Origin of the sequence: Sphingomicrobium marinum (assembly GCF_026157105.1) — a bacterium.
Classification (GTDB): domain Bacteria; phylum Pseudomonadota; class Alphaproteobacteria; order Sphingomonadales; family Sphingomonadaceae; genus Sphingomicrobium; species Sphingomicrobium marinum.
Genome location: NZ_JANPVQ010000001.1, coordinates 1,774,365 through 1,787,926 on the forward strand (window position 1 = coordinate 1,774,365; position 13,562 = coordinate 1,787,926).

Here is a 13,562-nt window from a genome sequence, read left to right on the forward strand (position 1 = left end):
GCCAAACGACAAGGGGCACCCCTCACATCGGAGGCGGCGCCACCTGTCGTCTGAGCGATCGTCTACTCGGGTTTGACGAAGAGATGGACGAAGCGGCTCGTCTTGCCCGCAATCGCCTCGTCGAACACGTTCAGCGACAAGTCGTCATCGTCGTTCGCTAGGGCATCGTTGGTGCCCTTCAGATAAAGTCCGGCGTCCCCGAACACGTCGATGATTACCGCCGGATCGATCCGGTGGAGCGCGTTGACCTGCGCGCGCGGATCATCCGTCGGTGCGCCGCGATGGTCGATCAACAATAGCTTTCCACCAGGCGCCAGTGCGTCGGCGACCTCCTGTACATGCGCGGCAGGATCCATTTCGGGAATGTCGAAACGCTCGCTGACGAACCAGAAATCGTGCGCATTGAGATTGAGGATGATGAAGTCGTACGCTCCGTCCTCGAACGTCAAGTCCTCGAACCGCGCCGTCGCGATATCGCCGTAGGGGTAGGCCTGAACGAAAGCGCCGGTTGCCGCTTGCGCCGGCTCGCCGAAAAACTGCGTCGGCTGCCAGATCGTGTAGCGACCCTCACTGCCGATCGCGGGGGCGACAATCTCGGCCCAATAAAGATTGGCACCGAAGATATCGAGCACGCGGTCGCCCTGCTCGACGCCTGCCCATTGCAACAGTTCGACCGGCTTGCGGCTGGCATCGAGCGCCACGTTGCGTTCGCTCCGCGTGTCCGCCGCAGCGCTTTTCGCGACGTCTGCAGGCGCAGCCAACGCCGCAGATGACATCAGCAAGGCGGCCACTGAAAGTATCGATTTCATATCTCTCTCCCCTTTGTTGCAGGCTCGGTCATAGACTTTGCGAAACGACTTGCGCAGGGGGCAATCGATCAATCTGCGAGCGGCCTCGGCCAGCCGCTGCGATGGCGCTGGACCAGTGCGCCGCCGCCTTTCACGCCGTGCAAATCTAGCACGTGCCCCCGAACTCGATGCAGTTGCCCGCCGCGTCGGTCAGGCGGTCCATTTCGGCTTGTAGTTCGTCCATCGGAGTACCACCCTGAATGATCCAACGTATGCTCGGCGTTCCATAGCTCGAGCGCACGGCATTGCCTTTCGCATCGCGCGCCGGCTCCATTTCGAGCCGGTCGACCATCACCGCGCAGGTCTGCGTCGCGAACAGAACGTTGCCGGCGAAAGCGCTGATCGTGCAGTCGGCCACTTTTCCCTCCTCGTCGATCAACAAGAAGGCGCGCGCGATGCCGCTTTCTTTGTCGCGGAACGCCTGTGCCGGATAGTCGCGACTGCTGAAGATCGTCCGAACGTCGCCCTGCGGCCCCACTGCGATCTTGCCATTATCGACATTCCAATATTCACGAAGGCTCACGAGGCACTGGCCGAGCACCTTGCTGATCTTGTCCATCTGCGGGATGGCAAGATCATAATCGATGCCGGGCAAGTCGAGCTCGATGCGTTCGATCGATGCAATGGAATCCACCGTGCCAGGCATGAGGAAGCGATAGACCGTCTTATCTTTGGTGGTTCCGTAATGAAGCAGTTGGGCCTCGCGCTTCGATCCGTTCACCCGGATTTCGCCGCGTTTGACCTTCGCCTTGAACTTGCGACCGTCGCTGACCATCGCGACCTGCACGTGGTTGCCTGAAGGTATGACCTTGAACAGCAGCATTTCAGGATCGCCCGGCTCGCCAAAATCGAGCGCCGCGACGCATTGCGATTCGGCGAAGTCGACGATCCACTTGCCCGTCGGCGCGCGTGGTGCCCCCTCCTGTGCCGCGGTCAGCGGGGTCATCAGCAAGGCGGTGGAAAGACAAGCAGCGATAAAAATACGCATCGGGACCCCCAAAACTATACTCGGCTCGAAAAGAATAGCAGGCACGGCACGGGCTGCAATGCCGCTGCTGCTACGGAATGACCCAGCGTATCGCCGGCGTGACGAGCGATCCTTCCACCGCGTTGCCCGACGCATCGCGCGCGGGGTCGAACCGGGAACGCCGGATGAAGATGTCGCAGGTCGCAGTATCGAGCGCGCTCGAGCCGCTGCTGCGAACGACAGTGCAATCGCGTACCCGACCATCCACGCCGACGATCAAGCGCGCCCGAACGATGCCTTCTTCGTCGTTGCGCAGCGCGCTGCTCGGGTAATCGTCGGCCGTGAACAGGTTGGCCAGAGCACCGCGCGGCGGCGTGGGGCCGGTCACGGACGGCGTCGACATATCGGGGGCATCGATGGGCGGCGGTGGCGGCAATTGGACGATGGGAGGGTCGGCCGGCACTTCGTCGTCGGGGAGCGGCGCCTGCTCAGCGTCCTCGGTCTGGCTCAGCTGGTCGGAAAGCCACGACCAGTCGACATCATCGCCCACCATGTTCCAGCCGATGAAGGCCAGGATGACGAGCCAAAAGGGAAAGCCGCAACCCGACTTGGTTTTTGTCTTGTTGCGCCGACGGTTCCGATTTTCGGGCCAGGTTTCACCCCGGCGCGACACCCACGCCTTGGGCAGGTTGGGCACGTTGACGCCGCGGCGTCGTTGTCCCGGAATGTGCGGAATATGGGTCGGACGCCGTTTCACACGGTCCACCCTGCGCCAGCGCCATCGTTGGCACAAGCAAACAGTCGTCCGCCGCGCCGCGAACCCGTGCGCTTAAACGGAAAAGGGGACCAGCATTGCTGCTGGTCCCCTCTGCGCCGAGCATGGTTTGCCGGTCTTTGCTTCCGTTCGTCCCGGAGGACAACTTTCCACAATCCTTGCGCACCCGCTCAGGCGTCGCTTCCGTGCCGTTTGGCCTCCGTGAGGAGCCAATGCTTTCCTTCCGGCTAGCGCAGGTTCCCCTTGCGGTTCCCCTCGCTTTTCCCTCCGGTCCGCATCGGCCTGGTCATGCAAGCATGCCCACAGCCACTCGGACTTCCGCGGCCCTTCTTGGGCTAGCTCCTTCGCGCCGCTTGTTCTTCGCCGAAGCTCCGAACCGCGCTGCGACAGGAAGACTAGCTCTTCCGGCGCCATCCAACCGACTGGTCTACGTCAGTTCCACGGGGCCTCCCGAAGGAGGCTTACAGACCTGACAAGCGCCTGTCGGCGGAGATCGGTACTTGGTGATCCCTTCCCCCGAGGGGGCCGGGCACTTCGTCCCGATCACGAGTATTGTTATGCACGACCCCATGACCCGTTCCAACGCCAGAAACGCTGTTTCAGCCTGTGGATAACGTGGATATCGTGTGTAAGTCGGGGAAAATCGGGGCACGACCCCATTTCAGCCGCGCCTCTAACCCCCGAAAAGCCGATTCGCAAGCCTGATTCGCTCGAATCGACGTCAGATTTTCACCGTGATTCGTCGTGACCGATAATCTCCAGGACAGTCCTTTGCGCATGTTGCCTCTATGTTCCCTCGACCCTATCTGTCGGTGGTGACCGAATCCCTCCCCCAACCGACCGAGGCCGCTGACGACGCGCCCTGGCTCGCCGGCCTCAACGCGCCGCAGCGAGAGGCCGTGCTGACCACCGAGGGCCCTGTCCTCATGCTCGCCGGCGCAGGCACGGGGAAGACGCGCGCGCTGACCAGTCGCCTTGCTCACATCATCGCCACGCGCCGTGCCTGGCCGAGCCAAATTCTTGCGGTGACCTTCACCAACAAGGCCGCGCGCGAAATGCGCGAACGCATCAGCGACATCACCGGCGGCGCAGTCGAAGGCATGCCTTATCTCGGCACCTTTCACTCCGTATGCGCGCGCATGCTGCGCAGCCATGCAGAGCTCGTCGGGCTGCAAAGCAATTTCACCATCATCGACACCGACGACCAGCTTCGCCTGCTCAAGCAGCTTATCCAGGCGTCCAATATCGACGACAAGAGATGGCCCGCCAGGCAGCTCGCGGGACTCATCGACCAGTGGAAGAATAAGGGCCTGACGCCGGACAAGGTCAGCGCAGCCGACGCGGAGGCGTACGCTAACGGCAAGGGTGCGACGCTATATAAGGAGTATCAGCAGCGCCTGCGTGACGTGAACGCCGCCGATTTCGGCGACCTGCTGCTCCATATGCTCGAAATCTTCAAGAAGCACGCCGACGTGCTCGAAAACTATCGCAAGCGCTTCCGCTACATCCTCGTCGACGAGTATCAGGACACCAATGGCAGCCAGTATGAATGGCTTCGCCTCCTAACGGCGCCGCGCAACAATATCTGCTGCGTCGGCGATGACGACCAGTCGATCTATTCGTGGCGCGGCGCAGAGGTCGCCAACATCCTGCGCTTCGAAAAGGACTTTCCCGACGCCAAGATCATCCGCCTTGAACAGAATTACCGCAGCACGGGCCACATCCTCGCCGCCGCCAGCGGGGTCATCGCGCACAACGGTTCGCGTCTCGGAAAGACGCTGTGGACAGAGGCCGACATGGGCGAGAAGGTCAGGGTCGTCGGCGTATGGGACGGGCCCGAGGAAGCGCGCCGCGTCGGCGAGGAAATCGAAAACCATGTTGCGAAGGGCGGCAGCCTCGACGACATCGCCATCCTGGTGCGCGCGCAGCACCAGACGCGGCTGTTCGAAGACCGCTTCATCTCGATCGGCATCGACTACCAGATCATCGGCGGCTTCCGTTTCTACGAGCGCGCCGAGATCCGCGATGCGATCGCCTATCTGCGCTTGATCCACCAGCCGCAGGACGACCTCGCCTTCGACCGCATCATCAACACCCCCAAGCGCGGACTGGGCGACAAGGCGGTGCAGACCATCCACCGCTTCGCCCGCGCCGAGCGGCAGCCGCTCCTCATGGCCGCTGCGAATATTCTCGACACCGATGAACTGCGCCCCGCCGCGCGCAACAGCCTGGCGCGCTTCGTCGGCGATATTGCGCGCTGGCGCCAGATGTATGGCAGCACGAGCGAAGAAGGCGGCACCACGCCGTCCGAGCTCATGCAGGTCGTCATGGACGAATGCGGCTATACGGGCATGCTGCAGGCCGACAAAAGCGCCGAGGCCGCCGGCCGCCTCGACAACCTGTCCGAACTGGCGCGCGCGATGGAAGAATATGACACGCTCGAAAGCTTCCTCGAGCATGTCAGTCTCGTCATGGATAACGACGCCAACAAGGATGGCGAGCGCGTGACCATCATGACCATTCACGCCGCCAAGGGCCTCGAATTCCCGCTCGTCTTCCTCGCCGGTTGGGAAGAAGGGCTCTTCCCCTCGCAGCGCGCGCTCGACGAAGGCGGTATCGCCTCGTTGGAAGAAGAACGCCGCCTCGCCTATGTCGCGATCACTCGCGCGCGCGAAAAGGCAATGATCTTCCATGCCGCCAATCGCCAGATCTACGGCCAGTGGACGAGCAGCATCCCCAGCCGCTTCGTCGACGAATTGCCCGATGATCATATCGAGACCGAGGAGACGATGACCGGCGGCGCATCGTTGTGGCAGGCGCAGTTCAGCGCGCATGACGATCCCTTCGCCCACGTCGCCCGCCCCTCGCGCCGTGGCCCGGGTTTCCAGCGCGCCATCAAGAGCGACGGGCTGTCGCGCGAAGAAAAGTTGGCCCGCTCCAAACGCGCCCAAGGCCCCGTCATCGAAGCCAAGGCCAGCGCTGTCAGCCTCGGCAACAAGGGCCGCGATGACCTCGAGCTAGGCCAACGCGTGTTCCATCAGAAATTCGGCTACGGCACGATCGAAGTCATTGAAGGCAATAAGCTGGAAGTGGATTTCGAACATTCGGGGAAAAAGCGGGTCCTCGACAGCTTCGTCAGCTCCGGAGAATAGTGTTCGGTCGCGCGGGCACACCCTGAAGCATGCAACTTTATCGGCCACTGCTGGTTTTGGTCTCAATGGCGAGTAGCGTTCTTCGACCATGAGTGGCGTCCTTCAGCAAATATAGATCGAACGCAGAATCGAATGACGGTGCCCGGGCGGCAATTCCGCCCGCGCCGATAAGAATGGGTGAAACGTTGAGGAATGCATCGCGAAATGCACAACGAAGATAAAAACGGGGACGATCTTCGCGGATCGGACCAGGCGCTGACCACCTTCCACAAGGATGGTGTGACGAACAATTATTCCGGGTCCACCGGACTCCTGTTCGATCAGGCCATGGCGCAGACCCGCATGGCGGTGTGCCTTACCGACCCGCATATTCCCGACAATCCGATCATCTTTTGCAATCGCGCGTTCGAACGGCTTACCGGTTACACGAGCGAAGAAGTCATCGGACGTAATTGCCGATTTCTGCAGGGCGCTGCGACCGATCCCGAGCAAGTCCAGCGACTGCGCGATGCCATCCGCGATGAAGAAGTGGCGGTCGTCGAAATCCTCAACTACCGCAAGGATGGCAGCTCGTTCTGGAACACTCTCCATCTCGGACCGATTTACGACGAGGATGGCAATCTCAAGCTGTTCTTCGGCAGCCAGTGGGACGTGACCGATATCCATAAGGCCCGCGCCGATGAACGCCACGCCCGCGCCATGTCGCGCGAAATTTCGCATCGGCTGAAAAACGTCTTCGCCGTCATCGGCGGCATCGTGAGCATTACCGGTCGTTCGATGGGTGCGCTGGACGTGGCCAAGAAGATGAACGAACGGATCAATGCGCTAGGTCGTTCTTACGAGCCGACCCACGATGACGCCGCGATGGGGACGATGGAAATCGGCCAGGCTATCCGTTCGGTGCTTAATCCCTACGATCCTGAAAACGACCGTATCAAATTCGAAGGTAACGGCATGCGATCCGAACCCAATGCCATTTCGGTCATCGGGCTCACGCTCCACGAATTGGCCACCAACGCAACGAAATATGGAGCGCTTTCGAATGATAAGGGAAAGATAAAGGTGTCTTGGCGGCATACCGAAGACCGATTTGGGCACCGTGCCTTGGAAATCGATTGGGTCGAAACGGGCGGACCCCAAATCGACGAACCGCCTTCGATGACGGGTACCGGTTTTGACATCGCGAAAAAATTGCTCGGCCATTCGCGCGGCGTGCTTGAAACGCAGTGGGAGAAGGAAGGCTTGAAAGCGAAGATCATCGTTCCGTTGCGCGAGATGCGGAGGCGTTCTTGATGAGAAGGTTTCTTATCCTCGAGGATGAGCCGTTCGTGGCAATGGATCTTCAAATGGCGTTCGAAGCAGCTGGGCATGCCGCGGAGACGGCACCCGATTGCGATCACGCGATCGAGTTGATCGAGCAGCAAAATTTCTGCGGCGCCATCCTCGACGTCAATCTCGGCGGCGGCGAAACATGCGAGCAAGCGGCGGCAGAACTCAATGCCCGCAGCACTCCCTTCATCCTCCACACGGGTGACCTAAATCGCGCGGGTGAATTACTTCGCAGTTTCGGGGTGAAAATCGTCGAAAAGCCGACCGAAGCGGATAAGGTTATCGAGACTTTGCTGTCAATCATCGACAAAAAGATCCCAAAGCCCTGCACCTAGCCGGTGCTGGACCGCCGATCGATCGCCATAAAAAGTAGCGCCAGCACGAAGAACGCAGCCGAAAGCCCCAATATGCTTGCCAGTGCGCCGGACCAGCCTTGTTCGATCGGATTCAGAAACCAATAGGCGTACCAACCATCGACCGCGCCGCGTGCCAGTGCATAGACACAATAGGCAATCGGCCAGGCTATCGCGGCAGCGGCATCGCGCATGTCGAGCGTTCCGTCGCGCGCCGCGTACCAGGTCGCCGCGAATAACAGCGGCTGTGTCGTGTGCAGACCGACATCAGCAACCAGCTTCCAGCCTTGCGGATTCCATAACGAAGCCAGCAGCAGCCAATAGATGATGCCGACGAAGGAAATTGCGACGGCCGCCGCCAGCCGCACCCGCGCGCTGGTCAGCCAGATGTTCCGCCCCAGCGCCATCGCGCTGGCGACCACGGCAACCGCGATGTTGGTCAGGATCGTGAAGTAGCCGACAAAGCGCCATAACCCGCCTGCAACGCCCAATTCGGGTATCAACAACCACAGCTGCAGCAGCAAGACCGCCCAGCCCGCGACAGCGGTGACAGCAGAGAGTTTCCGTACCATGGCAGAAGCCTAACGTAACAACACCGCCGAGTCTTTATTGCACGGGCGTATAGACATATTCGTGCTGCGCATCGGCGAGCACCAGCTTGCCATCGTCGCGCATCAGGATGGGTACGCCGCGCAAGAAGCTCGGCTCGAACGTCACGAAGCTTGTCGAGCCATCGTCTTCCTCGCGGGTCGCCACTTCGGCGCGTCCATTGGGGAAGACGAAGAAAAGGCGGTCGCCTTCTATTTCGATCGTCATCCGGCCGAGTGCGTCATTGGTGTAAGCGGACGCCAGCTTGGCGACCATGTCGGCGCTGGCAGGCCGCTCCAGCTTTTCCCAGAATTGCGGGAAATTCTTTTCCATCTGCTCGACGGCGCGTTCGACATCGCTCGCCGCGTCGGGCTCATCGCCGAAGACCAGCTCGTTGAAGCGATCGAAGCTTTCGGCGATCAGACCCGTCCCGCCACCGGCATTGGTCAGCATCGCGATGCCGATGCCGCGGTCGATATAGACGTTGTAATTGCTCTGGTATCCGAAGGTCGATCCGCCGTGAAAGGTCGTCGCGATACCTTTCTGGTCGCCCGTCATGATGCCCATGCCGTAATGGCTGTCGGCGCCCATGGCGACCTGCGGTGCGCGGCGATCGAACACGGCGGCCTCGGGCATTACGCGTTCGCCTTCGCTGTTGATCCCGCCGCTCATCTCGTTGGCGACATAGCGCGCGAAGCTGTCGATATCGGCCCACAATGCGCCGGCCGGGCGGACCGGATAGATGGCCTCGTTGAAGTCGACCGTATGGGCCGCCGCGTTCATGTCAGCATCAAGCCCGTGCGGCGCGGCATGATTGCTCGCGACCGCTTCGGACACGCGGAAGGTGACATTGTCCATACCGAGCGGTTCGAAGACGCGCTCATGCATCGCACGATCGTACGCCGCGCCGACTTCCATGTCGGGATACAGGACGTGCCCGGCAACGTAGCCCGCCGCCGCGGCGATCGTGTTGTTATACTGGAAAAGCTCGCCGAAATCGGTCGTGGGCTGCGTTGCGGCAAGTAGCGCGAAGGTGTTGGAAGCGGGCGTCCCCTCGGGCTGGTTGAGCACCCACTCCAGATCCTTGCGCGGCAGACCGGTGCATGCGCAGATGAGATGCTTGACCAATACTTTCTCGGTCGTCTCGGCATCGCCCAATTTGAAGTCGGACATGTAGTTGGTGACCGGCTGGTCGTAAGCGATGAGCCCGTCTTCGACCATCGTACCGATCAAAAGCGTGGTCATGCCCTTGGTGTTGGAGCCGACCATGAACAACGTGTCGGTGTCCACCGGCTCGCCGGTCTCGACATTCTTGACGCCCAGACCGGCGCTGTGGACGATCTGGCCGTCCTTGATGATCGCGATGGCGGCACCGGGGATCTTCAGATCATCCATCGCGCCTTCGATGAAGCCGGTCCATTCTGCGATCAGCTCGGGTGTGAGTTCGGCGGTGGGATTGCCGGCAAGGCTTACTTCCTCGAAGTCGCCCGGCTTGAGGCCCGCATTGAACTGGCCGAACTGTGCGCCCCGGCGCTCTGCGGTTGCCAGCGCGAGATCGGCGAATACCGCGGTCCATTGGCCGTCCTTTTGTAGCGCCACGGCCTGAGCGAAACGCCGCTCCGCTGGCGGATAGGGATAATTCATGACGTAGATCGCGTCCCAGCCATTATTGCCCGGACCTTCGGTTTGGTTGGCGGCTTCAAGCGAAAAGTCGGGATTGACGATCGCCCACCCCTTGGCAATCGCGTCGGGCCCATCCTCCGCACCCTCGATCTCGACCAGCGTTATGCTGCTGTCACCCTCGGGCAGGGTGAAGACGTAGGTGCCGTTCTCGATCGCCATCGTCCAATCATCGGGAATCACATATTCCGTACCGCGCGGGGTAGTGGCAGGTGCCTGCGCAGCAGCGGCTTCCTGGACAGTGTTCAGCGCGGCGGCCGGAGCGGAAGCAAGCGGCAAGGCGGCGCCGATCAAGAGTGCGGCGCGCGCGGTTGCAGTGAATGTCATGATGTTCCCCCTTGGATTGACGCTGGACCAGATCCAACATCAAGGAAAATGCGATGTCCATTGCGCGGCGGCAAGCCGCACCATCAATCGACCAACGGCCAGGTCCTTTTTACGAAAAAGCGACCGGGGGAGCGCAGCGCCAACTTGTTTTGGCGACATGCTCAACCCCCGTCTCCCGCTGCGCTAAGTCGATCGAGCGTCAGCTACAGACGTATTTGCCCGCATCGATTTGGTCGTAAGCCAGCGTGCAGAAGCTGTTCGCGGCTTCCTCATCGACGGCCCAGCGATTTTTCGCCGGGACAATCCCGCCGGTCATGATCGGCAGCAGCAGCGCCACCATGATGACCATTGTCATGTTGCTCATCAGCAATCGCATCTTCCATCCCCTTTCGATGCACTCCTTATAAGCCGGACCCGCGCGTACATCCTTTGATGATGCTGAGAAGATTCTGAAAACTTAATCAAGATTAGCTTTTTGCACGACCCAATAGAAACGAACAGCGACCCTCCGCTACGTTTGGAAATTCGCCGCACGTTGTAGGCCGTCGCCAACAAAAAGGGCGGCCCGAAGACCGCCCTTTTCGGTTGCAACTCTTCAAGACCTAGGCGTCGGCCAGTTCGGTCTCCCTCTTAGCCTCGGCTTCGGCGCGCATCTTGGCTTTGCGCTTCTCTTCGGCAGCGCGCAGCTTGTCAGCGGCGATGGCACGGTTGGCCAGCTTCTCCCAGCTTCTCGCAGCACGCTCGTGAAGGGCCCGCACGCGCACCAGCGTGGCAGCCTTCGCCTTGGCTTTTTCTTCATTCATACGATCAATCAGAAATTCGGTCTGATGTGCCAAAAAGCGTCTCCTCAAACGAAAAACGCGCCACCCGATTGGGATAGCGCGTAAGCGGTGTTCTATGCAGATCGCCAGGCGAGAATGCCCGGAAAGCGACCCGTTGTCGGCAGATGCGAACAAGACTCAAACCCCCTGAGGGGCAACGTGGCGTGGCGCCGTTGTTGGGGAGTCCGAATCGCGATGTGGCGATAATAAGGCATGTCGCTAAAAAACGCAAAAAACCGCCATTTTCGCCAATTCTTGAGCGAATCAATCGCCGGTCCGCGGTTTAGCGGTCGTCGCGATCCGCGGCCGGGCTATAAAGATAGGCCGCAGCCAGGGCGGGAAAAAGCGGGCGCTCGAATGTTTTTGCAGTTTTCTTTGTCATGCCATGTCAACGGGTCGGGGCCGCGCCTTGGTTCACTGATGGTCCCTATCGACCCACGTTTCATCGAAGTCGCGCGGCAACGCCGGCCCTAGACGAACTCTACCGTCACGCCCTGCTCCACGGCATCAAGGAGACGACGCACATCGAAATTGGTCAGGCGGACGCAGCCATGGCTGGCGGTCTTGCCAATTTTCGCCGGATCGGGGCTGCCGTGAATACCGTAGCCATCGCTTCCCAGATCGATCCAGACGCCGCCGATGGGATTGTTCGGACCGGCCGGAATGGTGAGCTTTTCATCGCCGCCCCAATCCTGGTCGGAGGGATCGAAATAATAGCTGGCGGCGGGGGCAATCGCACTGACCTCTCGTGTCCCTGACGGGCTCGGGAATTCGGCCGATCCCACGGTGGCCGGGAATGACGCGAGGAGGGCTCCCCCGTCATCATAAACGCGCAGCTCATTGTTGCTGCCGTCGACTTCGATGCGGGCGACATCGCCGATCGGGCCGGCATCGACATTGGCAACGAGGATGCTCGAACCCGCGGTAAAATCGGTGTTCGGGTTCAACTTCTTCAGGAAGCGTTCCGACATGCCGAATTTCTCGGCCAGCATCTCGCTCGCCGAGCCGTATCCGACATTGCCTGTTTGCGCTTGCGCCTTCATGCCCTGTGCGGGCTTGGTAAACCCGTCCCCGATATCATCCGAGGTGATCGTATAAGTCTTGAGGAGGGGAGCGTCTCCCGCGGCGCTCTTGAGCGCAGCCAGCATGTCCTCGTCGACCTTGCCGTCCGCCGAAAGACCCTGCATTTCCTCGAAAGTGCTGATGGCACGCGCGGTATTTCCGCCTGGGAAACCGTCGATCACCCCGGGCGAGTGGTTGAGCCGCGCCAACAGGATCTGCGCGGCCAGCGTGTCTTTCTGTCGCTTGCTGGCGAACGGCCCATCGGGCAATTCCTCACCCCAGGCAAACGAGGGTGACGATTGCAGCGAGGCGGCGGAGGACGGAACAGTGAGCGCGATTGCGGCCGCTGCGGCGAAGAGCTGTTTGGTAATGGTCATGCGGGCTCAACGAAGCGCCAATGCAAATCGTTGCGTCGGATGGCGGACTCATCCCTCGTCGAGACGTAACCAGTCGCGAAATTCGAGGCCGTAATAGAGATCCATCGCTTCGAACTGCAATCCGTGTGGCTTGCCGTGATTGCTGTTCCACAAGGCAACGATCCCGGTCTGTGCGGCGGGATCGAACAGGATGAAGGCGCGGTAACCGTCGACCCCGCCGCGATGGCCGACCAGGCGGTGTCCCGCATAGTCGTAGATGCGCCACCCCAGCCCATAACGGGGTTCTGAAAGACGCTCGCGAAATTCGCGCAGGCGTCGCCGCTCGGTAGGTGTATCGACCAGCGCGCGCTGCGCCTCGTCGTTGACCGAAGGAGCGATGACATCGGGGTATCGACCCATCTGCGCCTGCATCCACGTCACCAGATCACCAATATCGCTATTCACGCCGCCCGCCGTGGGGACGCGATAATAGTCGTTATCGACATCGAGAACGCGTCCGCCCGCGCTGTGCGGACGTGCCCAATTCTGCGCGCCGACCAGACCGTCGCGCGTCAGGCTGGCGCTATTCATGCCAAGCGGGCCGAACAGCTCCTCCTTCACCGTCGCGGCATAGGTCTTTCCGGTCGCTTTTTCGACCACGTCGGAAAACGCGTCGAAGGCGACATTCTGATAGCTCCAGCACGTTCCCGGTTCGCAGGTCAGCTGGGTGCCCGACAATGCGCGGCGGATGATCGCGGGGTCCTGCCCACCTTCGAGCCGGTCATCATAGGCGTTGCGCCAAAGTCCCAGCCGGTGGCTCAGCACATCGCGGACACGGGCCCTTACCTGTGCGCCGCCGGGGAGTTGCAGGCTGCGCGAATAGTTGGCGATCGACTGGTCGAGCCCGATCGCGCCGCGCGCATCGAGTTTCGATGCCAGTGTCCCGGCGACCCCCTTCGATAGCGATGCCCAGCGGAAAACCGTATCGGTCGTCACCGGTGCATCGCTGTCGGCCCCACGCTTGCCGTAGCCTTTGAGGAAGCTCACTTCGCCATTTTCGACAATGCCCACGGCGAGGCCGACCAGATTTTCTTCCTGCATCAACCGCTGGATGCGCGCGTCGAGGCGACGATAATCTATCCGTCGCTGCGCGTAATTCTTGGTCAACGGTTCGCTTACGATCGGTGCAGCCGCCATCGCAGGTGCCTCGGGCACCTCTTCCGATTGCAGGACCGATACGGCGAACAACGCCAGCAACGCAGCCATGCCGCCTAAAATGATCGTCTTGATAACCACCCCTCCTT

Annotated in this window: 12 protein-coding genes; 3 read left to right on the forward strand and 9 right to left on the reverse strand. The window is 60.9% G+C overall.

Features of this window, described 5'->3' with window-relative positions:
* Positions 1-62: 62 nt before the first annotated feature.
* The 3 genes from NUX07_RS09120 to NUX07_RS09130 all read right to left on the reverse strand — a co-directional run bounded on the left by NUX07_RS09120 (position 63) and on the right by NUX07_RS09130 (position 2,572).
* The gene (locus tag NUX07_RS09120; protein ID WP_265530262.1) at positions 63-809 is read right to left on the reverse strand and encodes a methyltransferase domain-containing protein; all 747 of its coding nucleotides are present in this window, start codon (positions 807-809) and stop codon (positions 63-65) included.
* A 145-nt stretch (positions 810-954) separates the two neighbouring features.
* Positions 955-1,836 carry an energy transducer TonB gene (locus NUX07_RS09125; RefSeq protein WP_265530263.1) on the reverse strand — a complete coding sequence of 294 codons (882 nt, stop codon included), beginning with the start codon at positions 1,834-1,836 and terminating at the stop codon, positions 955-957.
* A 70-nt stretch (positions 1,837-1,906) separates the two neighbouring features.
* Complete coding sequence (locus NUX07_RS09130; protein WP_265530264.1) at positions 1,907-2,572, reverse strand: energy transducer TonB; 666 nt, start codon at positions 2,570-2,572, stop codon at positions 1,907-1,909.
* A gap of 806 nt (positions 2,573-3,378) precedes the next feature.
* Here NUX07_RS09130 and NUX07_RS09135 point away from each other — a divergent pair.
* The 3 genes from NUX07_RS09135 to NUX07_RS09145 all read left to right on the forward strand — a co-directional run bounded on the left by NUX07_RS09135 (position 3,379) and on the right by NUX07_RS09145 (position 7,406).
* A complete protein-coding gene (locus NUX07_RS09135; RefSeq protein ID WP_407696149.1) occupies positions 3,379-5,742 on the forward strand; it encodes an ATP-dependent helicase in 2,364 nt (787 codons plus the stop codon).
* Positions 5,743-5,946: 204 nt separating this feature from the next.
* Positions 5,947-7,035, forward strand: a complete 1,089-nt coding sequence (locus NUX07_RS09140; protein WP_265530266.1) for a PAS domain-containing protein — start codon at positions 5,947-5,949, stop codon at positions 7,033-7,035.
* Entirely contained in the window at positions 7,035-7,406 is a 372-nt protein-coding gene (locus NUX07_RS09145; RefSeq protein ID WP_265530267.1) for a response regulator, read from the forward strand. Before NUX07_RS09140 ends, NUX07_RS09145 begins: the two co-directional genes overlap by 1 nt.
* On the opposite strand, the gene NUX07_RS09150 is transcribed toward NUX07_RS09145, so the two are convergent.
* From NUX07_RS09150 to NUX07_RS09175, 6 genes are all read right to left on the reverse strand, one after another.
* Positions 7,403-7,948, reverse strand: coding sequence for a Pr6Pr family membrane protein (locus tag NUX07_RS09150; RefSeq protein WP_265530268.1), 546 nt, complete (start codon positions 7,946-7,948; stop codon positions 7,403-7,405). The two genes, NUX07_RS09145 and NUX07_RS09150, sit on opposite strands and share 4 nt — an antisense overlap.
* 82 nt (positions 7,949-8,030) lie before the next feature.
* Positions 8,031-10,019: a serine hydrolase domain-containing protein gene (locus NUX07_RS09155; protein ID WP_265530269.1), complete on the reverse strand. Its 1,989-nt coding sequence runs from the start codon at positions 10,017-10,019 to the stop codon at positions 8,031-8,033.
* Between the two features lie 199 nt (positions 10,020-10,218).
* Complete coding sequence (locus NUX07_RS09160; protein WP_265530270.1) at positions 10,219-10,383, reverse strand: hypothetical protein; 165 nt, start codon at positions 10,381-10,383, stop codon at positions 10,219-10,221.
* A 238-nt stretch (positions 10,384-10,621) separates the two neighbouring features.
* Positions 10,622-10,855: a hypothetical protein gene (locus NUX07_RS09165; RefSeq protein ID WP_265530271.1), complete on the reverse strand. Its 234-nt coding sequence runs from the start codon at positions 10,853-10,855 to the stop codon at positions 10,622-10,624.
* A gap of 455 nt (positions 10,856-11,310) precedes the next feature.
* Positions 11,311-12,279 carry a L,D-transpeptidase family protein gene (locus tag NUX07_RS09170; protein ID WP_265530272.1) on the reverse strand — a complete coding sequence of 323 codons (969 nt, stop codon included), beginning with the start codon at positions 12,277-12,279 and terminating at the stop codon, positions 11,311-11,313.
* Between the two features lie 48 nt (positions 12,280-12,327).
* A complete protein-coding gene (locus NUX07_RS09175) occupies positions 12,328-13,554 on the reverse strand; it encodes a serine hydrolase domain-containing protein (RefSeq protein ID WP_265530273.1) in 1,227 nt (408 codons plus the stop codon).
* Positions 13,555-13,562: the final 8 nt, after the last annotated feature.